This window comes from Streptomyces sp. NBC_00237, from assembly GCF_026342435.1.
In the GTDB taxonomy this organism is placed as follows: domain Bacteria; phylum Actinomycetota; class Actinomycetes; order Streptomycetales; family Streptomycetaceae; genus Streptomyces.
The window spans coordinates 1366710-1386923 of record NZ_JAPEMT010000001.1 but is presented as its reverse complement, the minus strand read 5'-3'; the positions used below and the strand labels follow the sequence as shown (position 1 = coordinate 1386923).

At 71.7% G+C, this 20214-nt stretch carries 20 protein-coding genes and 2 tRNA genes; 14 read left to right on the top strand and 8 right to left on the bottom strand.

The features are described 5' to 3' along the window. Positions 1-54: 54 nt before the first annotated feature. The 4 genes from OG897_RS06005 (at position 55) to OG897_RS05990 (ending at position 2833) form a co-directional block, all read left to right on the top strand. Positions 55-1437 carry an AAA family ATPase gene (locus OG897_RS06005; RefSeq protein WP_266653557.1) on the top strand — a complete coding sequence of 461 codons (1383 nt, stop codon included), beginning with the start codon at positions 55-57 and terminating at the stop codon, positions 1435-1437. Positions 1438-1723: 286 nt separating this feature from the next. After that, positions 1724-2065 (top strand): hypothetical protein, encoded by a 342-nt coding sequence (locus OG897_RS06000; RefSeq protein ID WP_266653555.1) that lies wholly within the window; start codon positions 1724-1726, stop codon positions 2063-2065. Positions 2066-2202: 137 nt separating this feature from the next. Continuing rightward, positions 2203-2769 carry a bifunctional DNA primase/polymerase gene (locus OG897_RS05995; protein WP_266653553.1) on the top strand — a complete coding sequence of 189 codons (567 nt, stop codon included), beginning with the start codon at positions 2203-2205 and terminating at the stop codon, positions 2767-2769. Further along, a tRNA-Lys gene (locus tag OG897_RS05990) sits at positions 2760-2833 on the top strand. The genes OG897_RS05995 and OG897_RS05990 overlap by 10 nt, the downstream gene beginning before the upstream one ends. A 100-nt stretch (positions 2834-2933) precedes the next feature. On the opposite strand, the gene OG897_RS05985 is transcribed toward OG897_RS05990, so the two are convergent. Next, on the bottom strand, positions 2934-4172 hold the full coding sequence (locus OG897_RS05985; protein ID WP_266653551.1) for a M6 family metalloprotease domain-containing protein: 1239 nt from the start codon (positions 4170-4172) through the stop codon (positions 2934-2936). Positions 4173-4950: 778 nt separating this feature from the next. Between OG897_RS05985 and OG897_RS05980 the strand changes: the two genes are divergently transcribed. Beyond that, the gene (locus OG897_RS05980; protein WP_266656605.1) at positions 4951-6615 is read left to right on the top strand and encodes a bifunctional diguanylate cyclase/phosphodiesterase; all 1665 of its coding nucleotides are present in this window, start codon (positions 4951-4953) and stop codon (positions 6613-6615) included. On the opposite strand, the gene OG897_RS05975 is transcribed toward OG897_RS05980, so the two are convergent. The 3 genes from OG897_RS05975 to OG897_RS05965 form a co-directional block, all read right to left on the bottom strand. Beyond that, positions 6612-7685, bottom strand: coding sequence for an LLM class flavin-dependent oxidoreductase (locus OG897_RS05975; protein ID WP_266653549.1), 1074 nt, complete (start codon positions 7683-7685; stop codon positions 6612-6614). The two genes, OG897_RS05980 and OG897_RS05975, sit on opposite strands and share 4 nt — an antisense overlap. Before the next feature lie 227 nt (positions 7686-7912). Further along, entirely contained in the window at positions 7913-8629 is a 717-nt protein-coding gene (locus OG897_RS05970) for a decarboxylase (RefSeq protein ID WP_266653547.1), read from the bottom strand. A gap of 1 nt (position 8630) precedes the next feature. Continuing rightward, a complete protein-coding gene (locus OG897_RS05965) occupies positions 8631-9509 on the bottom strand; it encodes an aspartate/glutamate racemase family protein (RefSeq protein ID WP_266656603.1) in 879 nt (292 codons plus the stop codon). 112 nt (positions 9510-9621) lie between these two features. Between OG897_RS05965 and OG897_RS05960 the strand changes: the two genes are divergently transcribed. Next, positions 9622-10617, top strand: a complete 996-nt coding sequence (locus OG897_RS05960) for a D-2-hydroxyacid dehydrogenase (RefSeq protein WP_266653545.1) — start codon at positions 9622-9624, stop codon at positions 10615-10617. Then, positions 10601-12001, top strand: a complete 1401-nt coding sequence (locus OG897_RS05955) for an amidase (protein WP_266653543.1) — start codon at positions 10601-10603, stop codon at positions 11999-12001. Before OG897_RS05960 ends, OG897_RS05955 begins: the two co-directional genes overlap by 17 nt. A 78-nt stretch (positions 12002-12079) precedes the next feature. Here OG897_RS05955 and OG897_RS05950 read toward each other — a convergent pair whose 3' ends face one another. Beyond that, complete coding sequence (locus tag OG897_RS05950; RefSeq protein ID WP_266656601.1) at positions 12080-13000, bottom strand: D-alanyl-D-alanine carboxypeptidase family protein; 921 nt, start codon at positions 12998-13000, stop codon at positions 12080-12082. 226 nt (positions 13001-13226) lie between these two features. Further along, a complete protein-coding gene (locus OG897_RS05945) occupies positions 13227-13637 on the bottom strand; it encodes a hypothetical protein (RefSeq protein ID WP_266653541.1) in 411 nt (136 codons plus the stop codon). A gap of 154 nt (positions 13638-13791) precedes the next feature. Between OG897_RS05945 and OG897_RS05940 the strand changes: the two genes are divergently transcribed. Beyond that, positions 13792-14535 carry a bifunctional 2-polyprenyl-6-hydroxyphenol methylase/3-demethylubiquinol 3-O-methyltransferase UbiG gene (locus OG897_RS05940; RefSeq protein ID WP_266653539.1) on the top strand — a complete coding sequence of 248 codons (744 nt, stop codon included), beginning with the start codon at positions 13792-13794 and terminating at the stop codon, positions 14533-14535. 21 nt (positions 14536-14556) lie between these two features. Here the strand turns inward: OG897_RS05940 and OG897_RS05935 are convergent, their stop codons facing one another. Further along, positions 14557-15183, bottom strand: a complete 627-nt coding sequence (locus OG897_RS05935) for a hypothetical protein (protein ID WP_266653537.1) — start codon at positions 15181-15183, stop codon at positions 14557-14559. A 129-nt stretch (positions 15184-15312) separates the two neighbouring features. Beyond that, positions 15313-15813 carry a DUF3830 family protein gene (locus tag OG897_RS05930; RefSeq protein WP_266653535.1) on the bottom strand — a complete coding sequence of 167 codons (501 nt, stop codon included), beginning with the start codon at positions 15811-15813 and terminating at the stop codon, positions 15313-15315. A gap of 105 nt (positions 15814-15918) precedes the next feature. On the opposite strand from OG897_RS05930, the gene ehuB reads away from it, so the two are divergent. From ehuB to OG897_RS05900, 6 genes are all read left to right on the top strand, one after another. Then, on the top strand, positions 15919-16842 hold the full coding sequence (gene ehuB, locus OG897_RS05925; protein ID WP_266653533.1) for an ectoine/hydroxyectoine ABC transporter substrate-binding protein EhuB: 924 nt from the start codon (positions 15919-15921) through the stop codon (positions 16840-16842). Beyond that, positions 16839-17522, top strand: a complete 684-nt coding sequence (gene ehuC, locus OG897_RS05920; protein WP_266653531.1) for an ectoine/hydroxyectoine ABC transporter permease subunit EhuC — start codon at positions 16839-16841, stop codon at positions 17520-17522. Before ehuB ends, ehuC begins: the two co-directional genes overlap by 4 nt. Next, positions 17519-18175, top strand: coding sequence for an ectoine/hydroxyectoine ABC transporter permease subunit EhuD (gene ehuD, locus OG897_RS05915; protein ID WP_266653529.1), 657 nt, complete (start codon positions 17519-17521; stop codon positions 18173-18175). The genes ehuC and ehuD overlap by 4 nt, the downstream gene beginning before the upstream one ends. Next, entirely contained in the window at positions 18165-18950 is a 786-nt protein-coding gene (gene ehuA / locus OG897_RS05910) for an ectoine/hydroxyectoine ABC transporter ATP-binding protein EhuA (RefSeq protein WP_266653527.1), read from the top strand. Before ehuD ends, ehuA begins: the two co-directional genes overlap by 11 nt. 270 nt (positions 18951-19220) lie before the next feature. Continuing rightward, positions 19221-19991: an IclR family transcriptional regulator gene (locus OG897_RS05905; RefSeq protein ID WP_266653525.1), complete on the top strand. Its 771-nt coding sequence runs from the start codon at positions 19221-19223 to the stop codon at positions 19989-19991. A 113-nt stretch (positions 19992-20104) separates the two neighbouring features. Further along, positions 20105-20178, top strand: a tRNA-Lys gene (locus OG897_RS05900). Positions 20179-20214 lie beyond the last annotated feature (36 nt).

Sequence of the window (20214 nt, the reverse complement as noted above, 5' to 3'; positions counted from 1 at the left end):
CCGCACGCTGCCCCGGCCTCCGCTCCGTACCGTCCGAGGAAGAGTCGTGAACCCGTGAACCAGTCCCACCAGGCCCCCGGCTCCCACCAGGCCCCCGACTTCGACCGCACCGGTTTCGACCCCGGTGCCGAGGCGGCGCGTGCCACCGCCGCGATCCTGCACGACACCCTCCACGGCACCCACCGGGGTGTGGTCGTGGACTCGCCGCCCGGCGCGGGCAAGTCCACGCTCGTCGTGCGCGCGGCCCTCGAACTGGCCGACGCGGGACGGCCGTTGATGGTCGTCGCGCAGACCAACGCCCAGGTCGACGACCTCGTGCTGCGGCTCGCCGAGAAGCGTCCCGGGCTGCCGGTGGGACGGTTGCACAGCTCCGACCCGGATCCGTACGACAAGGCGCTGGACGACCTCGCCCAGGTGAAGAAGTCCGCGAAGGCGGCGGATCTGGCGGGGCTCGACGTCGTGATCTCGACCGCGGCGAAGTGGGCGCACGTCAAGGGCGTCGAGCCGTGGCGGCACGCGATCGTCGACGAGGCGTACCAGATGCGGTCGGACGCGCTGCTGGCCGTGGCGAGCCTCTTCGAGCGGGCGCTGTTCGTGGGTGATCCCGGGCAGCTCGATCCGTTCTCCATCGTGGGGGCGGAGCAGTGGGCGGGGCTGTCGTACGACCCGTCCGCGAGTGCCGTGTCCACGCTGCTCGCGCACAACCCGGAGCTTCCGCAGCACCGGCTTCCGGTGTCGTGGCGGCTGCCCGCTTCGGCGGCGCAGCTGGTGTCGGACGCGTTCTACCCGTTCACGCCCTTCCGCAGCGGGACGGGGCCGGGCGAGCGGACGCTCCGCTTCGGGGTGCCGTCGGACGGGTCGGCGGTGGACCGGGTGGTCGACGAGGCGGCGCACACGGGGTGGGGCCTGCTGGAGCTCCCGGCCCGGCACACGCCCCGGACCGATCCGGAGGCGGTGGGGGCGGTCGCGCAGGTCGTACGACGCCTCCTCGACCGGGGCGGGGCCGCGCTCAGCGAACGCTCCGACACGCCGACGCCCCTGACGGCGGACCGCGTCGCGGTCGGCACCGCCCACCGCGACCAGGCGGCGGCGGTACGGGCCGCGCTCGCCGCCCTCGGGGTGACGGGGGTCGCCGTGGACACCGCGAACCGGCTCCAGGGGCGGGAGTTCGACGTGACGGTGGTGCTGCACCCGCTGTCGGGGCGGCCGGACGCGACGGCGTTCCACCTGGAGACGGGCCGCCTGTGCGTCCTCGCCTCCCGGCACCGGCACGCGTGCATCGTGGTGTGCCGGGAGGGCGTGACGGACCTGCTGGACGAGCATCCCTCGACGGAACCGGTGCAGCTGGGGGTGACGGTGAAGTTCCCGGACGGGTGGGAGGCGAACCACTCGGTACTGGCACACCTCGGCGAACACCAGGTGCCGTGGGTGCCGTGACGGTGACCGCCGGACGGAGTCCGGCACGCCGCCGGAGACGGCCAATGAACACAGCCCGGACGGGTGGGAGGCGAACCACTCGGTACTGGCACACCTCGGCGAACACCAGGTGCCGTGGGTGCCGTGAGGCGTACCGGCGGGCGGGCTGAGGCGTACGTGCCAGCTCTGGAGGCGTACCGCAGGTGGGCTGAGGCGTACGTACGGGCACCGTGAGGCGTACTTGCGCGTACCCGGACAATGGAGGGTGGCCGTCCGACCCCGGGGCGGCCCGATTGGGAGGAAGCACATGGCGGAAACCGAGCGGACCGAGCGGCGGCTGCGCCCCGCGCCGCTGCTCTTCGAGCCTGCGGAGTCGGCCGCCGACCCCGACCACTTCTTCGACCTGGAGTCGATCGAGGACCCGAAGGAGCTGCTTGCGCGGGCAACCGAGCTGACCCACGCGTTCCGGGCGGCGACGGACCGGGCGGTGGAGTTCCAGGCGGTGGCCGCGGCCCAGCTCGCGGACCCGAAGCGGTTCGACCGGCTGGTGGTGGGGGACATCGCCGAGCGGGCGGGGTGGACCGAGGACTACGCCGAGAAGATGGTGGAGTTCGGGCGGGGACTCCTGCGGGACGGGCCTGCGACGTAGGGGGCCCAGGGGAACACGGGTGCGAGGCATATGCCCCCGCCCCGTGCAGGCGGGCAAGATACGCCTCCGGGCGGGGGCGCGTACCCGTTTCCCGTAACTCGCGGAAACGGAGCACTTACCGCCGGTACACCTGGGGCATGACCACTCACGCCCCCGCCCCCACCTCCCCGCCGCTCGACCGCGCCACCTCCGCCGGTGCCGCGTGGCTCGTCTCCGCCTCCGCGTACCCGCGCAGCACCCTCTCCGCCTGGGAGATGCGGCCCTACGCCCCGGCCGTGCTGCCGTGCGGGAGCGTCTTCGACGTGGTGAACGTGGACTCGGTCTTCGGGCGGCGGATGCTGGACGCGCTGTGGGCGGAGGGGCCGGGTTCCGGGCCCGTGGCGGGGCAGCGCGGGCGGATGCTGCTCTTCACCGCCCCGGGGACCGCCCAGCGGCTGCCCGCGCTCCTCGAGTGGGAGCGGCGGGCGGATGCCGTGCCGCCGCTGCTGTGCCACGGGGCGGGCGACGCGGTGACCGTACCGGCGCTGCGACCTGCGGGGACGACGGACAAGGGGCCGAGGTGGGTGGTCGCGCCCGACGTGCGCCACCCCTGGCTGCCGGGTCCCGAGGTGCTGTTCTGGGCCTGCGTGCGGGCCTCGCGGTTATCGATTTTTCCTCCCGCCGATCAGGGTGCTAATGTCTACGACGTCAGCAGGCGCCGCTAGCTCAGTTGGTTAGAGCAGCTGACTCTTAATCAGCGGGTCCGGGGTTCGAGTCCCTGGCGGCGCACCGACAGAAAAGGCCCCCGAGCTTCGGCTCGGGGGCCTTTTTCGTGCGTACGAGAGCTACGCGGGCAGGGTCAGCCCGTCCAGACTCAGCCCGTCGTGACTCAGCCCGTCGTGACCTGGACCGTCCAGCCGCCCGAGCCCGTCCGGTCCGCCACCTCCACCTTCGCGCCCTCCCGCGCCACCGTGAACGTCTCGCCGACGCCCAGCGGTGCGTCCGCGAGCGGCGGGTAGACCGAGCGGTCCCAGCACGCTTCGGTGCGGGGGTGGGTGTCGACGACCTCGATGGGGCCGCCGCCGGAGGAGGTGCCGTTGCGGACGCGGTAGATCAGGACGCCCTCGGAGCAGGCCCCCCGGTCGTTGCCGGTGCCGCCGCGCGCCTCGATGGCCAGCGCCGTGTTCTCTCCCGTACGGACGACCGCCAGGCGTGCGTTGCCGCGCTGGCCGCCCGTGGGGGGCGGGGCGGACAGGGGGTCGAGGGTGAAGCGGGCGGTGGTGCCCCAGGGGACGCAGGCGACCTGCTCGGCGTCCAGCCAGCCCAGCTTCCACTTGTGCCAGCCGAAGGGGTCGGAGGCGAGTCCGAACTGGCTGCCCATGAGGTCCCAGTCGCCGACGTGGGTGTCCCAGTCGCCCTTGCCGTCGGCGGGGCGGTGGTAGAGGTCGGGCAGGTCGAAGACGTGACCGGTCTCGTGGGCGAGGACGTTGCGGTCCGGCGGGTGCTTCTCGAAGACGGTGACGACGCGGCGGATGTCCGTGCCGTCGGCGCGCAGCGGAGTGTCGAAGTTGACGACCTTCGTCGCGTCGGAGTCGACGCCCGGGGCGTCCGGGTCGGCGACCAGGTAGACGATGTCGTACCGCGAGAAGTCCACCCGGGCGTCGGCGGCGGCCACCGCGTCCCGCAGATAGGCGGTGCGCCGCTCGGCGGTCCAGTCGCGCCGTATCGCGTACGAGGTGGAGTCGGCGGGCATCGGAACCCAGTCCAGCAGGGGGTGCGGGCGCAGTTCGAACTTGCCGTACGAGGCGCGGCGGAAGAAGTCCCCGGTCGCGGGGAAGTGGTCGGAGGCGAGTTCGCCGGGAGTGAGGAGGGGGTCGGAGTCCGGGAAGGACAGGAAGATCATCACCGCGTCGAGGGTGGCGGTGGGCCGGGGGTAGTTCTCGTTCCAGGTGTCGACGCCGAGGGAGTGGTGGGCGGAGGTGCGGGGCAGGGCGCACGGCCCGGCGGTCTGGTCGGCGGCTGCGGGGCCCGCGACGAGCCCGGTGGCGGCGAGGGCGGCGAGCGCGGTGAGGAACGCCGCACTGCTGCGCAGCCGCCACCGGGACCAGTCGCCGGGCGCGGGGGGCATGGGCCCGCCCCCTTCGCCGCGCCGCACGGAACCCGGCGCCGGCCGGTCCCCTCCCCCGGGCGTCAACTCGTCCTGCACATCGACCTCCGGGCCCTCCGCAGCGGAATTCGGAACACCTCACCCACATTGTGTGGTTTTGCGGCAATACGCCCTGTTCCAGTGCGCCACTCGGGTGCCCGGGGCAACCTGCGGCGACACCCCGGCACATCACAGAAAGTCACAAGTGGTCATGGGAGCGGCAGGTCAAGGCACACCCGTGCAGAAACGATCGGCCGGGGCGGGCGGAAGGGCCGCCGGGCTCGTACCGGAGCGGGATTGCGCAGCGACAGAGCTGGATCGGCTGTCGCGCCAGCCTCTATGATCGGCACACTTTCCCGCGCGGAATCCGCTCCAGGGCGGCGGATCCCCTCCCTCGACCCTCCTCCGATCCCCCCACAGGAACGCCGACATCACGACCCCCGACATCACGCGCCAACACCTGTACGACTCAATCGCCCTGCGGGAGCACACGGTGAGCGGAATCCCCGAAGAGTCCGGCCCCGGCCCAGACCTCGCCTCTTCCGCCCCCTCCGATCCACCCGTCGTCACGGAGAGTGACCTCGGGGGCGGCGTGGGGAGCGAGCCGGAGGGCGAAGCGGGGAGTGCCGAGGGCCTCGTCGCGGCGTACGTCCCGGTCGGTGACCGGCAGGGCCCGCCGCTGCTGCCGTTCGAACCGCACCCGCGTGACGACGCCGACGCGCGCGACTACCGGGCCGCCTTCCGGGCCGCCCAGCTCGCGATGGCCCTGGTCACCCCCGGCGGCACGGTCGTCGCCGCGAACGCCGCGCTCGGCATGCTGCTCGGCGCCGATCCGGCGCAGCTGGCCGGGACGGAGGCGGCCGAGCTGGTGGACCTGGCGTCGGACGCCCGCACCTGGCACGCGTACCGGGAGATCCTGGACGGGCGGCGGACCCGGTTCCGCTGCACGCGCCGGCTCAAGCACCACGACGGGCACGCCCTGTGGGTGGAGGTCGCGCTCGCGCCCGTACCGGACAGTGCGAACGTGCTCCTCTCCGTGTCGGACATCAGCGACTGGCGGGAGTTGCAGGCGCGGCTGCGGCACCTCCAGATGCACGATCCGGTGACGCGGCTGCCGAACCGGGCGCTGTTCTTCGAGCGGCTTTCGGCCGCGCTGGAGACGTCGACGTACGAACGGGGCGGGACGGGCCGGATCGGGCTGTGCTACCTGGACCTGGACGGGTTCAAGGCGGTCAACGACACGCTCGGGCACCGGGTCGGCGACCGGCTGCTGACGGCGGTCGCGACGCGGCTGACGCGGTGCGCCGAGCAGAGCGCGTACGGGCCGGGGGGCGGGCATCTGGTGGCCCGCCTCGGCGGCGACGAGTTCGCGCTGCTCGTGGAGGAATCGACGGGGACCGAGCAGCTGGCGGAGCTGGCGCAGACGGTCCTCACGGCGCTTCAGCAGCCGTTCGACCTGGCCGGGCAGCGGCTGTCGGTGTCGGCGTCGATCGGGGTGGTCGAGCGCTCGGCCGCGGGGACGACGGCGACCGGGCTGATGCAGGCGGCGGACACGACGCTGTACTGGGCGAAGGCGGACGGGAAGGGCCGCTGGACGCTCTTCGACCCCGAGCGCAACGCGCACCGGATGACGCGGCAGGCCCTGTCGTCGACGCTGCGCCCCGCGCTGGAGCGGGATGAATTCGTGCTGGAGTACCAGCCGTTGGTGGATCTGGAGGGCGGTCTTGTGCGGGGCGTGGAGGCCCTGGTCCGGTGGCGTCATCCGCAGTTCGGGACCCTCGCGCCGAATCGGTTCATCGGCATCGCGGAGGAGGACGGGTCCATCGTCCATCTGGGGCGCTGGGTGCTGCGGACGGCCTGCCGGCAGGCGAGGCAGTGGCAGATGGACCACCCGGGCACCGATCCCCTGTTCGTGTCGGTGAACGTCGCGGTGCGGCAGGTGTGGGACTCGGACCTGGTCGGGGACGTGGCGGAGATCCTTCAGGAGACCGGCCTCGAACCCCGTCTGCTGCAACTGGAGTTGACCGAGTCGGCGGTGATGGGCTCGGCGGGGCGTCCGCTCCAGGCCCTCCAGGCGCTCAGCGACATGGGCGTGCACATCGCCATCGACGACTTCGGGACGGGCTACTCCAACCTCGCCTACCTGAGCCGTCTTCCGGTGTCCGTCCTGAAGCTGGACGGCTCCTTCGTCCGGGGCTTCCAGGACGAGGCCCACCCGAACCCGGCCGACGAGACGATCGTCGAGGCCCTGGTGCAGCTCGCGCACCGCCTGGGCCTCACCGTCACCGCGGAGTGCGTGGAGACGGCGGGCCAGGCGGCGCGGCTGCGCAGGATCGGCTGCGACACGGGCCAGGGCTGGCTGTACTCGCGGCCCGCCGCACCGGACCGGATCGCGGAGATGCTGGCGGAGCGGGCGGCGGGTTAGCCGAGGGGCAGGTCGTAGGCGTCGGCGATCAGCTCGTACGAGCGCAGGCGGACGCTGCCCGTGTGCGCGTTGGCGGTGATCATCAGCTCGTCGGCGCCGGTCCGCTTGGCGAGGTCGTCGAGGCCGGTGCGGACGGCTTCCGGTGTGCCGTGGACGACGTTCGACAGCCAGCCGTCGACGAACTCCCGCTCCGGGGCGCTGAAGGCGTACGCGGCCGCCTCGTCCGGAGTGGGGATCAGTCCCGGTCGTCCGGTACGCAGGCGGAGCATGCTGAGCGCGCCCGTGAGGACCTGGCGGCGGGCCTCGGCCTCGTCGTCGGCGGCGAGGGCGGCGACGCCGATGACGGCGTACGGGGCGTCCAGGAGCGCGGAGGGCCGGAAGGACTCGCGGTAGAGGTCGAGGGCCGGGATCGTGTTCTGCGCGGAGAAGTGGTGCGCGAACGCGAAGGGCAGGCCGAGGGTTCCGGCGAGGCGGGCGCTGAAGCCGGAGCTGCCGAGGAGCCAGAGCTGGGGGGTGTTGGAGTGCCCCTGGACCGGGCCGGGGACGGCGTGGATGCGGGCGTACGGATGCCCGTCCGGGAAGTCGTCTTCGAGGAACCGGGTCAACTCGGCCAGCTGGCGCGGGAATTCGTCGGCTCCCTCGTGGAGGTCCGCCGAGCGGCGCAGGGCCGCGGCGGTGGCGCCGTCGGTGCCGGGGGCGCGGCCGAGGCCGAGGTCGACGCGGCCCGGGGCCATCGCTTCGAGCGTCCCGAACTGCTCCGCGATGACGAGCGGAGCGTGGTTGGGAAGCATGACGCCGCCGGAGCCGAGGCGGATGCGGTCGGTGTGGGCGGCGAGGTGGGCCAGGATCACGGCCGGAGAGGAACTGGCGACGCCGGGCATCGAGTGGTGCTCGGCGACCCAGTAGCGGTGGAAGCCCCGGGACTCGGCGAGCTTGGCGATGGCGACGCTGGTTTGGAGGGAGGCGGTGGGGGTGCTGCCGACGCCCACGGTGGCGAGGTCGAGGACGGAGAGGGGGGTGGGGGCGGTGCCCCGGGCGATGGCGCGGATGGGGTGGGGGGTGGGTTCCACCGGGGTCCTCCTGCGGAGTGCTGCGTACGGGCGTCGTTCCTGGTGGAAACAGGAGGGAGGCTCCGGATATTCCCGGCCCTGCCCGCCGGGGCCCTTGGGCGGGGCGGGGCGGGGCTCTCACCGGGGCCCCTGCGCGGGGCAGGCAGGAGCGGGGCGGGGCCGCTCCGGGGTGGGCCCGGAGCGGCCCCGCCCCTGCACTCGCGCAGCACCGCCCGCTACCCGGCCCGCTACCCGGCGAACAGCCGCCCCAGTTCCGGCGCGCGCACCCGCCGTTCCGCCAGCCGCAGCCCCTCCCACACCGTGACCTGGTTCGCGGTCAGGACCGGTTTGCCCAACGCGGCCTCCAGCGCGCTCAGATGGGCCGCCGTATGGAGGGCCGTGTCCGGGAGGAGGACGGCCTCCGCGTCCGGACGGTCGCCCGCGCGGGCCAGGGCGAGAACCTCCTCGCGGCCCCACGTGCCGACCTCCGCCGCCGTGACGATCCCGCTCGCCCGCGTCGAGAGGACCTCGATCCCGGCCGCCTTGAGGAAGCCGGCGAAGAGCTCGGCCACGTCGGGCGGGTAGGTGGCCGCGACCGCGACGCGGGTCGCGGCCAGTTCCCGTACCGCGCCCACGAAGGCGAACGAGGTGGAGGAGGCGGGCAGCCCGGCGGCAGCGGCCAGCCGCCGGACCTGGTCGCGGGCGCCCTCCCGGCCGAACACGAAGCTCGCGCTCGTGCAGGCCCAGACGACGGCCTCCGCACCCGCGAGGCGCAGCTCCTCGACGCCCGCCGCCAGACGGTCCGGCGCGCCCATCTCCAGGAGGGCGTCCACGCGATGCGCGTCCGTGCCGATGTCCGTATGGACGAGGGGGAGGCGGACGTCGGGGGCGGCGAGCATCATCTCCATGCGCGGATAGTCGTCCTCGGCGGAGTGGCCGGGGTAGAGGAATCCGATCGCTGTCATGTCAGGTGAGACCTTCCTGCTCGGGGAGCGGCGGCAGTGGCGGCAGTTGCTGCGGGAACACCTCCGGCCCGTGCAGCAGCACCTCGGGCAGCACCTCCGTCGGCGGTACGACCCGCCGCCGCGCCGCCGCCATCAGCAGCCGCTGGTACGGCCCGACCGCCTCCACGCCCAACCGGCGCAACGCCGACCACATCGTGACCTGGTTGGCGGAGATGACCGGCATCCTCAGCTCCGCCTCCAACTGCGGAATCACGTCGTACGTGGGCAGGTTGGTGCAGCTGACGAAGAGGCAGTCGGCCGCGCCGACCACCGCCCGCCGCGCCATGTCCACGACGTCCCGGTACGGCACCTTCCAGATGTGCCGGGTCAGGCCGAGGAACTCGCGTCCCGTGACGACGATGCCCGCCTGTGCCAGGTACTCCTCCAGGGACTGCGTCACCGACTCCGTGTACGGGGTGACCACGGCGACCCGGCGGGCGCCGAGTTCGCCGAGCGCCTCCAGGAGCGCTCCCGACGTGGTCACCGAGGGGAGGCCGCCGGACTCGGTCGCACCGGCCCGGGACATCGCCTCGCACATGGCGCGTTCCCCGGCGAGGCCGTCGACAAAACTGCCCGAGGTGCAGGCGTACGCGACGACTTGGGGTTCGACGGCGATGAGGGCCCGGACCGCCTCGCGGAGCGTCTGGTGCTCGCTGACGAGCCGGGCGAGGTCGAGGCTGACCTCGACGGGGACGAAGGGGGTGCGGGTCAGGTGGAGGGAGATGCCGTCCGGCACCCACCGCCAGAGCTCCCGGTCGAGTGCGAAGTCGAACGGGGCCACTACCCCCACGCCGCGTTGCGGCTGTGGCCCGCCGAGAAAGTCCCCGCCGAGAAAGTCAATGTCCAATGCGGCCCCCAGATAAGGGTGTTGACGACCGTGGAGTGCGGGTACGAGTGTGGTCAATCCATACGCCATCCGGGTAAGTCAGACGTGACGAAACGGTTTCTCCGCCATGACAGATGTGACCACCGCGAACGAGTTGACCGATGCGCCTGCCGTCACCCTTCTCGTCCTCGACGCCGAACCACTGCCGCGCCTGGGCAGCCTGACCGGACGGACCCGCATTCTGCACGGTGACGATTCGACGATCGCCCGTCAACTCCCCCACGCGGACGTCCTTCTGGTCTGGGACTTCCTTTCCGACGCGGTACGGCGCGCGTGGCCGGGCCCCGGCGCACGCCCGCGCTGGGTACACACCGCGAGCGCCGGGGTGGACCATGTGATGTGCCCGGAGCTGACCGCGTCGGACACCGTCGTCACCAACGCCCGGGGCATCTTCGACCAGCCGATCGCCGAGTACGTCGCGGGCCTGGTCCTGGCCGCCGCGAAGGACTTCCACGGCACCAACGAGCTTCAGCGGCAACGCCGTTGGCAGCACCGCGAAACCCGCCGGGTGGCCGGAACCCGGGCCGTCGTGGTCGGCTCGGGCCCGATCGGCCGCGCCATCGCCGCGACCCTCGGGGGCCTCGGTGTGAAGGTCGCCCTGACGGGGCGCACGGCCCGCGCGGGGGTGCACGGGCCCGAGGACCTGATGCCTCTGCTGGCGCGTGCCGACTGGGTGGTGTCGGCGGCGCCGCTCACCGACGCGACGCGGGGCATGTTCGACGCGCGGGCCTTCGGCGCGATGGGCCCGGACTCGTACTTCATCAACGTCGGGCGCGGCCGTCTCGTCGTCGAGGACGACCTGCTCGCGGCCCTGCGCAACCGCTGGATCGGCGGGGCCGCACTCGACGTCTTCACCCGGGAGCCGCTCCCGCCGCAGAGCCCTCTCTGGGACGTCCCCGGGCTGACCGTCTCCCCGCACATGAGCGGCGACGTGATCGGCTGGCGCGAGGAACTGGGCACGCAGTTCCTGGAGTTGTACGCACTGTGGGCGGAGGGAAAGCCACTTCCGAATGTAGTCGACAAGAATGTTGGGTACGTCCCCCTGCATGACGAAGCCGACTGAGCCGACCGCGCTGACCGCGTTCACCGCCCACCAGCTCCTCGCCGCCTACGAGAAGGGCGAGTTGTCGCCCGTCGACGCGACGAGGGCGGTGCTCGACCGGGCCGAGGAGATCCAGCCGTCCCTGAACGCCTTCGTGTCGATCGACCACGACGGGGCACTCGCCCAGGCCCGCGCCTCGGAGGACCGGTGGCGGCGGCGTGCGCCGCAGGGCCTGCTCGACGGCGTACCGGCGACGGTCAAGGACCTCCTCCTCACGAAGGGCACCCCCACCCTCCGAGGCTCGTACGCCGTCTCAGCAGAGGGGAGTTGGGACGAGGACTCCCCCTCCGTGGCCCGCCTCCGCGAACACGGAGCGGTCATCATCGGCAAGACGACGACCCCGGAATTCGGCTGGAAGGGCGTCACGGACTCCCCCCGCTTCGGCATCACCCGCAACCCCCACGACCCGTCCCGCACCTCGGGCGGCTCCAGCGGCGGCAGCGCGGCGGCGGTCGCGGCGGGAGCGGCCCCGCTGTCGATCGGCACGGACGGCGGCGGCTCGGTCCGCATCCCCGCGTCGTTCTGCGGAATATTCGGCATGAAGCCGACGTACGGCCGGATCCCGCTGTATCCGTCGAGCCCTTTCGGGACGCTCGCGCACGCCGGGCCGATGACCCGGGACGCGGCGGACGCGGCGCTGATGCTGGACGTGATGGCCGGGGAGGCGGACTGGCGCGACTGGTCGCAGTCCCCGGTCACGGACGACGGCGTACGCCCCGGCCTCGGCGACGGGATACGCGGCCTGCGCATCGCCTACTCCCCCACCCTGGGCGGGCAGGTCAACGTCCACCCGGAGGTGGCTTCCCGGGTACGGGGCGCGGTCGAGGCCCTGGCCTCCCTCGGCGCGTACGTGGAGGAGGCGGACCCGGACTTCGCGGACCCGGTGGAGGCGTTCCACGTGCTGTGGTTCAGCGGGGCGGCCCGGGTGGCGCAGGGCCTGGGCCGCGAGCAGCGCGAGGCGATGGATCCCGGGCTGCGGGAGATCGTGCGTGCCGGGGCGCGGACGAGCGCGCTGGAGTACCTGGCGGCGGTGGACGCGCGGATGGAACTGGGGCGGCGGATGGGCTCCTTCCACCGGACGTACGACGTCCTCGTCACGCCGACGCTCCCCGTGACGGCCTTCGAGGCGGGGGCGGAGGCCCCCGGCCGCCTCGGGGTGCGGCGGTGGACGGGGTGGACCCCGTTCACGTACCCCTTCAACCTGACGCAGCAGCCCGCGGCGTCCGTCCCGTGCGGGGTGGACTCCCAGGGCCTGCCGGTGGGGGTCCAGCTGGTGGCCGCCCGGCACCGGGACGCGCTGGTGCTGAGGGTGGCGCACGCGCTGTACGCGGCGGGCGCCGCTTGACGGCCGACGCCCGCCTCCGAAGAGTGGGACACAGCCGCCCCCGGCCGTCTCACTTTCCTGAACGCCCTCCGCCGGCGGTCACCTCGTGAAGCCGTGGTCCAGGAGCCTGCCCGCGTCCTTCGCGCGGTTCACGTCCGAGGACGAGGCGAGCAGGGCGCCGTACAGGGTCTTGGAGCCTCGCTTCGTCGCGAAGACCAGGCAGTACTTCGCCGAGGGGCCGGAGCCGGTCTTGATGCCCAGGGTGCCCTGGTAGCTGGACAGCAGCGGATTCGTGTTGGTCCATTTCATGTCGCGGTGGCCGCCCGACCTGGTGACCGTGCGCTGCTTCGTGGACCTGGTGGCGACGACCGTACGGAAGGTGGCGTTCTTCATCGCGCTCACGGCGAGCTTCGTGAGGTCGCGGGCCGTCGAGTAGTTGCCGTTGCCGCCGCCCCCGTCGAAGGAGTCGAAGTGGGTGTTCTTCAGGCCGAGCGAGCGGGCGGAGGCGTTCATCTTGGAGATGAAGGACTTCACCCGGGCGTCCCGCGTCCGTCCCGTGCCGAAGGTGTCCGCGAGGGCGTACGCCGCGTCGCACCCGGAGGGCAGCATCAGCCCGTACAGGAGCTGGCGCACGGTCACCCTGTCGCCGACGATCAGGCGGGCGGAGGAGGCGGTGTTCTTGACGATGTAGTCGCTGTACGCCTTCTGGACGGTGACCTTGGAGTCCAGGTTCAGGCCCTTGCTCGCGAGGACCACCCTGGCCGTCATGATCTTGGTGGTGGAGCCGGTGGGAAGCCGGGTGTCCGCCGCCTTGGCGTACAGCGTCTTTCCCGTGCCCGCGTTCATCAGGAACGCTCCCCTGGCGGTGACGGTGGGGGCCTTGGGCGCCGTCGGGGCGGCCTTGGCCACGGAGGGCGACGAAGCGGCGGCGGCCTGCGCGGGGACCGCCGCGAGCCCGGCGGCCAGTACCGAACCGGCGGTCGCGGCCGCCGTCACGGCGATCGTCGAGGCGCGGCGCACGTGCGGGTTGCGCGCACCCCGAATTCCCGGAAAGCGGCCGGGCGCGTCGTTCGTCACGTTGTCTGCGATGTTCACGGTGGTGCTCCCAATGCCCATGTCGTACGGCCACATGAAGATGTCGCCTACCCCGCCTGACGAATGAGCGGGCGCAGGGGCACGGGTTCCGCCGAGATTTCCCACCGCGCGGTCACCTTCGCGGGCGGTCGGGGGTCTCGTTCAGGCCACTTCAGGGCCGGGGGCCCGACTGGGCCGCGCGGACGGCCATGAAGATCCCGGCGGGGAGCAGGACGAGACCGGCGAGACCTTGCGGGAGCCACGCCTCGTTGCCCGTGACGACGGCCGTGTCCGTGTCGCCCTCGTCCACGAACACGGCGACGGGCTCCCTCGGCGGTGCGGGGAAGGTCGTGTCGACCTCCAGGTACGGGATGTGGAAGGTGCCGTTCGTCGGCGCGAAGGACCCCACGCACTCGTACGCGGGATCGTCCTTGTCCGAGCTGTCGGAGACGACGCACGAGGCGGCGGTGAAGAAGCCCGGCGTCCCGGTCAGCTGGGTGTGCAGGCGCAGGAGCGCGATGCCCAGCAGGACCGCCCCGCCGCAGATCGCCAGCAGGATTCTCCACGCACGACCGACCGTCACTTTTCCCCCGATTGCTTCACCCATTCCCCACCTGCCTGGTGGGCCTGCGCAGATTAGCTGTCGGAGCCCCTCAAGCGGAATGGGTTTCTACGATCTTCCGAACGGCTGGAGAAAGCCTTTTCCCCAGCACCCCCTCCGTGCTGCGATGCGCCCCATGAACCACATCGTGCGCGAGGGATACCAGGGCACCGGTCCGGGAGCGATCACTCCCGACGGGTGTGCGGTCGAGCTGTACCGTCGGCTCCCTGTCAACGACGAGCCGCAGTGGATCGCGCGGGCGGTCGGCGACCGTCCCCGGGGCCTGCGCCTGCTCGAACTCGGCTCCGGCACCGGCCGCCTCACCCGCCCGCTGGCCGAACTGGGCCTGGAGGTGACCGCCGTCGACGAGTCGTCCGAGATGCTGGCGGCCTTACGGGAGGGCCTGCCCGGCGTCCGTACCGTACGCAGTCCCATCGAGGAACTGGAACTGGGCGGGAACCGGGGCGTCGAGCTGTTCGACGTCGTCCTCCTGGCGTCGTTCCTGGTGCACGCGGGGCCGGAGGGGGTGCGCGAGGGGCTGCTGCGGACCTGCCGCCGCCACGTCGCCGAGGACGGCATCGTACTGATCCAGCGCGAGGCCGCCGGGCGGCACGAGAACCTGCCGTACGAACGCCACCTCATGGGCGGGGGCGTGGTCCGCATCGTCTCCTCGGAGTCCTCGCGGGGAATCGGGCGGCCCGGGTCGCGGACGGTGATCGCCGAGTACTCCTACCCCGACGCGAAATGGACGCAGACCTTCCAGTCGTGCCCGCTGACGGAGGAGGAGTTCGAGGCGGCGCTGGCGGGGGCGGGCCTGACGGTCGACACCTACCTGGACCCGGACCGGTCGTGGGTACGGGCGGTCCGGGTCGGCCCGTAGGGCTCCGATCGGCGGACCGGCTCAGTGGAGCCGAGGACCGGCAGGTGGTCCGGGCTGCGGGGCGAGCTCCCCGGCGAGGCGCGCCTCCAGTCGGTCCTGGCGGGCCTGGACCCGGGCCACCATGCCGAACCGGGAGGCCACGTATCCGGCCCCGAGCAGCATCACCGCGCCGAACACGTACCGGCCCGACAGCAGTTGCAGGACGGCGATCGCCAGCATCAGGGCGGCACCGAACCAGCGCATCCAGCCGCCGCCCATGCGCTTGCTGTTCTGCAACCGGATCAGGTGCGCCATCGCCCGCCTGGCCACCGGGTCGCGCGGGATCTCCTCCCGCCGGGACAGCCGCATGACGACCGCGAGTTGGCGGTGGGTGAGGCCCGTCTCGGCGGTGAGGCGACGGAACAGCTTCTCGTTCAGCCAGATCAGGAGGACCGCCAGCACGACGGCACCGACGGCGATCCGGCTCCCGGCCCCGGGGCCGAGCCAGACCCAGCTGACGCCGGGCACCGCGCAGATGCCGAGGAACACGACGCCGTTGCTCGCCCACTTGGCGTCGTGCCAGCGCCACTCCCCCTCCCAGTCCACGTCACTGGGGCCGGTGGGAACTACCGGTTCCTGCGCCTGCTCGGGTCTCGCGTCCGCGTCCACGGTCTTCCGTCCTTCCGGTCCGGTGCAGGAGCGGATGGTACGGAGAAGAGGCCCGCGCGCCAACTCACGTACGGTGTCCGGCATGTGCCGCAAGCGTGAGCCAAGTCGGCATACGCACCCGGACCGCCCTCACGCCCGCCGGAAGCTCAGCGTCTCCCCCACCGCGCCCGCCCGCCACAGATCCTGGCAGGCGTCCGTCATCCGGTCCAGGCCCTCGACGACCGCGCCCCAGACGATGCCGGGGACCCAGCCCTGGTCACCGTTGAGGAGCAGGTTGTTGCGTTCGTAGAAGAGGGCGAGGTCGACGATGGTGGGCCGGTCCTGGCTGACGCCCTCGGCGGAGTAGCCGTGCGAGCCGGTGGCGAGCTGCGTGCCCGCGAAGGAGAAGTAGCAGAGGTCACCGGGGATGGGCGTGACGGTGGGGTTTTCGAGCGGGGGCTCAGCGTCGGCGAAGGCTGGAAACAGCGCATAGATCTCGTTGCGGGCGTACTTCGCGTGGTAGACGTCGCCGCCGAGCGGGAGGGCTTCCCAGACCGTGCGGCAGGTGATCGGGGCCAGGTCGTCGAGGAGTTTCGCGGTGCAGCGCACACCGCGCTTGTCGAGTGATATGTCCACGAACCGGTCGGTCATCTCCCCATCGTGCGCCGGAGTTCCGTGGGGTCAAGGGGGCGTCCGGGTTCCCAGGGGCTGGAATTGAGTGGAGTAGAACGCGAACTGCCGGGTAGCCGCGCGCCCATGGCTCCTACGAGTGACGGAAGACGACCCGGTGGCGAGAAACGACCACACATAACGAGACCGCACCTGCCGAGACGCACCCTGCTGAAGGGCGGGGCGGCGGCGCTGGGCGCGGCGGGGGCGCTCGGGGCCGCCGGGTGCGCCAAGGTGCCGACCGGGGACACCCTGGCCCGGCTGAAGTCGCAGGGGATCGTACGGCTGGGAATCGCCGGTGAGGCGCCGTACGGGTTCATCAACGACGAGGGGGAGTTCACCGGCGAGGCGGTCGAGCTCGCCAAGGTGATCTTCGGGCGGCTGGGGGTGCGCAAGGTCCAGCCGGTGGCCACCGACTTCTCCTCGCTGATCCCGGGCCTCAACTCCCAGCAGTTCGACTGCGTTTCGGCCGGTATGTACATCAACAAGGACCGCTGCGCGCAAGTCGTCTTCGCCGACCCGGAGTACCAGATGCTGGACTCCTTCCTGGTCAAGAAGACGAACCCGCTGGGCCTGAGGTCGTACCAGGACGTGAAGCGGAAGAAGGCGCGGATCGCGACCGGCACCGGTTACGCGGAGATCGAGTACGCGGTGGCCGCCGGAATCCCCGAGAAGGACATCGTGATCCTCCAGGACCCGGTGGCCGGGCTGAACGCCGTGTCCGCCGGGCGGGTCGACGTGTTCGCGGGCACCGCCCTGACCGGCCGCGAGGTGACCCGCAAGAGCAAGGACGTGGAGGCCACCGAGCCGTTCGCGCCGATCGTCGACGGCAGGAAGAAGATCGACGGCGGCGGCTTCGCCTTCCGCAAGCTGGACGCCGGACTGCGCGACGCCTTCAACGTGGAGATCCACAAGATGAAGAAGAGCGGAGAGCTGTTCCGCATCCTGAAGCCCTTCGGCTTCACCGCGTCGGAGATGACGACGCTCACGGCCGAGGAGCTGTGCCGATGAGCGCCGGGCTGTGGCAGCACTGGATTCTGCCGGGCATCTGGACGACCGTCCAACTCACCGTCTACTCCGCCCTGTTGGCGGCGGTTGTCGCCTTCGGTGTCGGCATGGCGCGTGCCCACCGGCTGTGGGTCGTGCGGTTCCTGGCGGGCGTCTACACGGAGGTCTTCCGGGGGACGTCGGCGCTGGTCCTGATGTTCTGGCTGTTCTTCGTCGTGCCCGGCCTGATCGGCTGGGCGTTCGTCCCGATGTGGGCCGCCGTGCTCGCACTGGGTCTCTCGTACGGGGCGTACGGGGCGGAGGTCGTGCGGGGCGCCCTCGCCTCGGTGACTCCCGCGCAGCGCGAGGCGGGGGTCGCGCTGAGCTTCACGCCCTGGCAGCGGATGCGGCTGATCCTGCTGCCGCAGGCGGTGCCGGAGATGATCCCGCCGTTCTCCAACCTGCTGGTGGAGCTGCTGAAGGGCACGGCCCTGGTGTCGCTGCTCGGCATCGGTGACGTGTCGTTCGCCGCGTACCTGGTGCGCCTGGCCACCCAGGAGAGCGCGCAGATCTACTCCCTCACCCTCGTCGTCTACTTCGTGATCGCGTTCCTCCTGACGCGCGGCATGAAGGCGGTCGAGCGCAGGGCCAAGGCCGGGATCGGGATCGACGTGAAGGCGCAGATCTCCGGGGGGACGCGATGAACGGGAACTGGGACTGGTCCGCGGTCGCGGACTTCATGCCGCGCTTCTGGGACGGGGTGCTGCTCACCCTCCAGGTGCTGGCGCTCGGCTCGCTGATCTCCTTCTCGCTGGGTCTGCTGTGGGCCTTCGGGCTGCGGTCGGCGTCGCGCTTCGTACGGTGGCCGGTGAACGTCGTCACCGAGTTCATCCGCAACACCCCGCTGCTCGTGCAGCTCTTCTTCCTCTTCTTCGTGCTGCCGGAGTGGGGCGTCCAGTTCTCGGCGCTCACCACCGGCACGGTCGCGATCGGGCTGCACTACTCGACGTACACGGCGCAGGTCTACAAGGCGGGCATCGACGCCGTGCCGGTCGGCCAGTGGGAGGCGGCGACGGCGCTCAGCCTGCCCGCGCACCGCACCTGGTTCGCGGTGATCCTTCCGCAGGCGATCCGCCGGATCGTTCCCGCGCTCGGCAACTACGTCGTCTCGATGCTGAAGGACACCCCGCTGCTCGCCGGGATCAGCGTGCTGGAGATGCTCCAGCAGGCCCGCCTGGAGAGCGCGTCGACCTTCCAGTACACCGAGCCGCTGACCGTCGTCGGCATCGCCTTCATCCTCATCGCCTATCCGGCGTCCCTTCTGCTGCGAGCCCTGGAGCGTCGTCTTGTCCGCTGAATCCGTAGACACGAACCCCGCAGTGCCCACGACGACGGACGAGCTGATCAGGTTCGACAACGTCACGAAGCGCTTCGGGAAGAACACCGTCCTGGACAATCTGTGCTTCTCGGTGCGGCCGGGCAAGCACGTGACCCTGATCGGCCCGTCCGGCTCCGGCAAGACGACGATCCTGCGGCTGCTGATGACGCTGATGAAGCCCGAGGAGGGCACCATCCACGTCAACGGGCAGCAGCTCTTCCCCTCCCAGGGCGAGAAGCAGCTCAGGGAGGTCCGCAAGAACATCGGGATGGTCTTCCAGCAGTTCAACCTCTTCCCGAACATGACCGTGCTCCGCAACATCACCGAGGCTCCGGTGCGCGTGCTCGGCCTGTCCAAGGACGAGGCCGAACAGCGGGCCCGCGACCTGCTCGACATGGTCGGGCTCGGCGACCGCTGCGACGCCAAGCCGACCCAGCTGTCCGGCGGCCAGCAGCAGCGGGTGGCCATCGCGCGGGCCCTCGCGATGCGCCCGCAGGTGCTGCTCCTGGACGAGGTGACCTCCGCGCTCGACCCGGAGCTGGTGGCCGGGGTCCTGGACGTCCTGCGCGACATCGCCCGCTCGACCGACATCACCATGCTCTGCGTGACGCACGAGATGAACTTCGCCCGGGACATCTCGGACGACGTACTGATGTTCGACTCGGGCCGGGTGATCGAGTCGGGTCCGCCGGAGAAGATCTTCGGCGACCCGGAGCACGAGCGGACGCGGGAGTTCCTGGGGGCGGTTCTCTAGGTCAGGGAACCGAGAAATGTGATCTGCCATGGGCATATGCCAGTGGTCGTCCTTCGCAGGTCACACGGGTGGCCCTCGCATGCCCGCCGGAACCGGTTTGTCAACCCCCGCCCCGCTGGCGGGGGTTGACGGCTATCGTGGCGTGACGACGCACGACCGACGCAGCGCAGAAGCAGACGCAGACGCAGACGTGAAAGCTGACGCAGACGTGGAAGCAGACGCAGGCGCACGACCGACGCAGCCGTACTTCACCTGTCGCAGGGGGACACCGTGGCGCTGAAGCCCGAGCCGACCACGCCGCAGCAGCCGCAGCGCTCGGTGCGGCACGCACTGCGCGTACTGGAATCGGTCTCGCGGCACGACGGCGGCGTCACGGCCGACCGGATCGCCCGCGAGAGCGGCCTCACCCCCACCGAGCTGCGCCCGCTCCTGCTCATGCTCCGCCGCGAGGGTTACGTCGAGCAGATCGCCGACGGCGCCTACGTGACGGGCGAGGCCCTGGAGCTGGTCGGCGCCCCCGGCACCACCCGCCGCGAGCTCGTCCAGCAGCGCCTCCAGCAGACCCTGGACCAGCTGCGCGACTCGGTCGGCGCCGCGATCTACCTCGGCCGGTACGTGGACGGCGAGGTCAAGGTGACCCAGGTCGCGGAGGGCCCGCTCACCCCCAAGGTCAACGAGTGGGTCGACTTCCGCTCCTCGGCGCACGCCAGCGCGGTCGGCAAGTGCCTGCTCACCCAGCTCGACCGGGACGGCCGCCGCGACCACCTCTCCCGCCACAAGACGGCCCGTCTCACCTCGCGGACGATCACCAATGAACGGGTCCTGTTCTCGAAGCTGGACGCCCAGCCCCCGACCGTCCCGGTCCTGGACCTCCAGGAGTACGCACTGGGGACGGTGTGCGCGGCGGTCCCGCTGACGGCGGGCGCCGCGGTGGGCTGCCTGGCCCTCTCCCTCCCCCTGGAGCACGCGCACCGCCTCCGGCAGGCGGCGGACGCGCTGAACCGGCGGGCGACGCCGATGGCTCTCTCGCTGTCGCTGTAATTCCGCTTCCGCTTCCGCACACAGCCCCCCGGCCCTGGAATTCCGGGCCTCCGGGGGCTACGGCATGCGTGGTCGCGAGCACCCCCTCGGACCAGGTACGATTTACGAGTCAAGCGCCGCTAGCTCAGTTGGTTAGAGCAGCTGACTCTTAATCAGCGGGTCCGGGGTTCGAGTCCCTGGCGGCGCACCTGACGAGGAGGCCCGGTACCGATTCATTCGGTAC

What these genes read in the sequence shown, in the direction of transcription:
- OG897_RS06000 (WP_266653555.1), top strand. Translation starts at nt 1,724, where the DNA reads ATGGCGGAAACCGAGCGGACCGAGCGGCGGCTGCGCCCCGCGCCGCTG.
- OG897_RS05995 (WP_266653553.1), top strand. Translation starts at nt 2,203, where the DNA reads ATGACCACTCACGCCCCCGCCCCCACCTCCCCGCCGCTCGACCGCGCC.
- OG897_RS05985 (WP_266653551.1), bottom strand. Translation starts at nt 4,172, where the DNA reads ATGCCCCCCGCGCCCGGCGACTGGTCCCGGTGGCGGCTGCGCAGCAGT.
- OG897_RS05980 (WP_266656605.1), top strand. Translation starts at nt 4,951, where the DNA reads ATGGCCCTGGTCACCCCCGGCGGCACGGTCGTCGCCGCGAACGCCGCG.
- OG897_RS05970 (WP_266653547.1), bottom strand. Translation starts at nt 8,629, where the DNA reads ATGACAGCGATCGGATTCCTCTACCCCGGCCACTCCGCCGAGGACGAC.
- OG897_RS05960 (WP_266653545.1), top strand. Translation starts at nt 9,622, where the DNA reads ATGACAGATGTGACCACCGCGAACGAGTTGACCGATGCGCCTGCCGTC.
- OG897_RS05955 (WP_266653543.1), top strand. Translation starts at nt 10,601, where the DNA reads ATGACGAAGCCGACTGAGCCGACCGCGCTGACCGCGTTCACCGCCCAC.
- OG897_RS05940 (WP_266653539.1), top strand. Translation starts at nt 13,792, where the DNA reads ATGAACCACATCGTGCGCGAGGGATACCAGGGCACCGGTCCGGGAGCG.
- OG897_RS05930 (WP_266653535.1), bottom strand. Translation starts at nt 15,813, where the DNA reads ATGACCGACCGGTTCGTGGACATATCACTCGACAAGCGCGGTGTGCGC.
- ehuB (WP_266653533.1), top strand. Translation starts at nt 15,919, where the DNA reads ATGGCTCCTACGAGTGACGGAAGACGACCCGGTGGCGAGAAACGACCA.
- ehuC (WP_266653531.1), top strand. Translation starts at nt 16,839, where the DNA reads ATGAGCGCCGGGCTGTGGCAGCACTGGATTCTGCCGGGCATCTGGACG.
- ehuD (WP_266653529.1), top strand. Translation starts at nt 17,519, where the DNA reads ATGAACGGGAACTGGGACTGGTCCGCGGTCGCGGACTTCATGCCGCGC.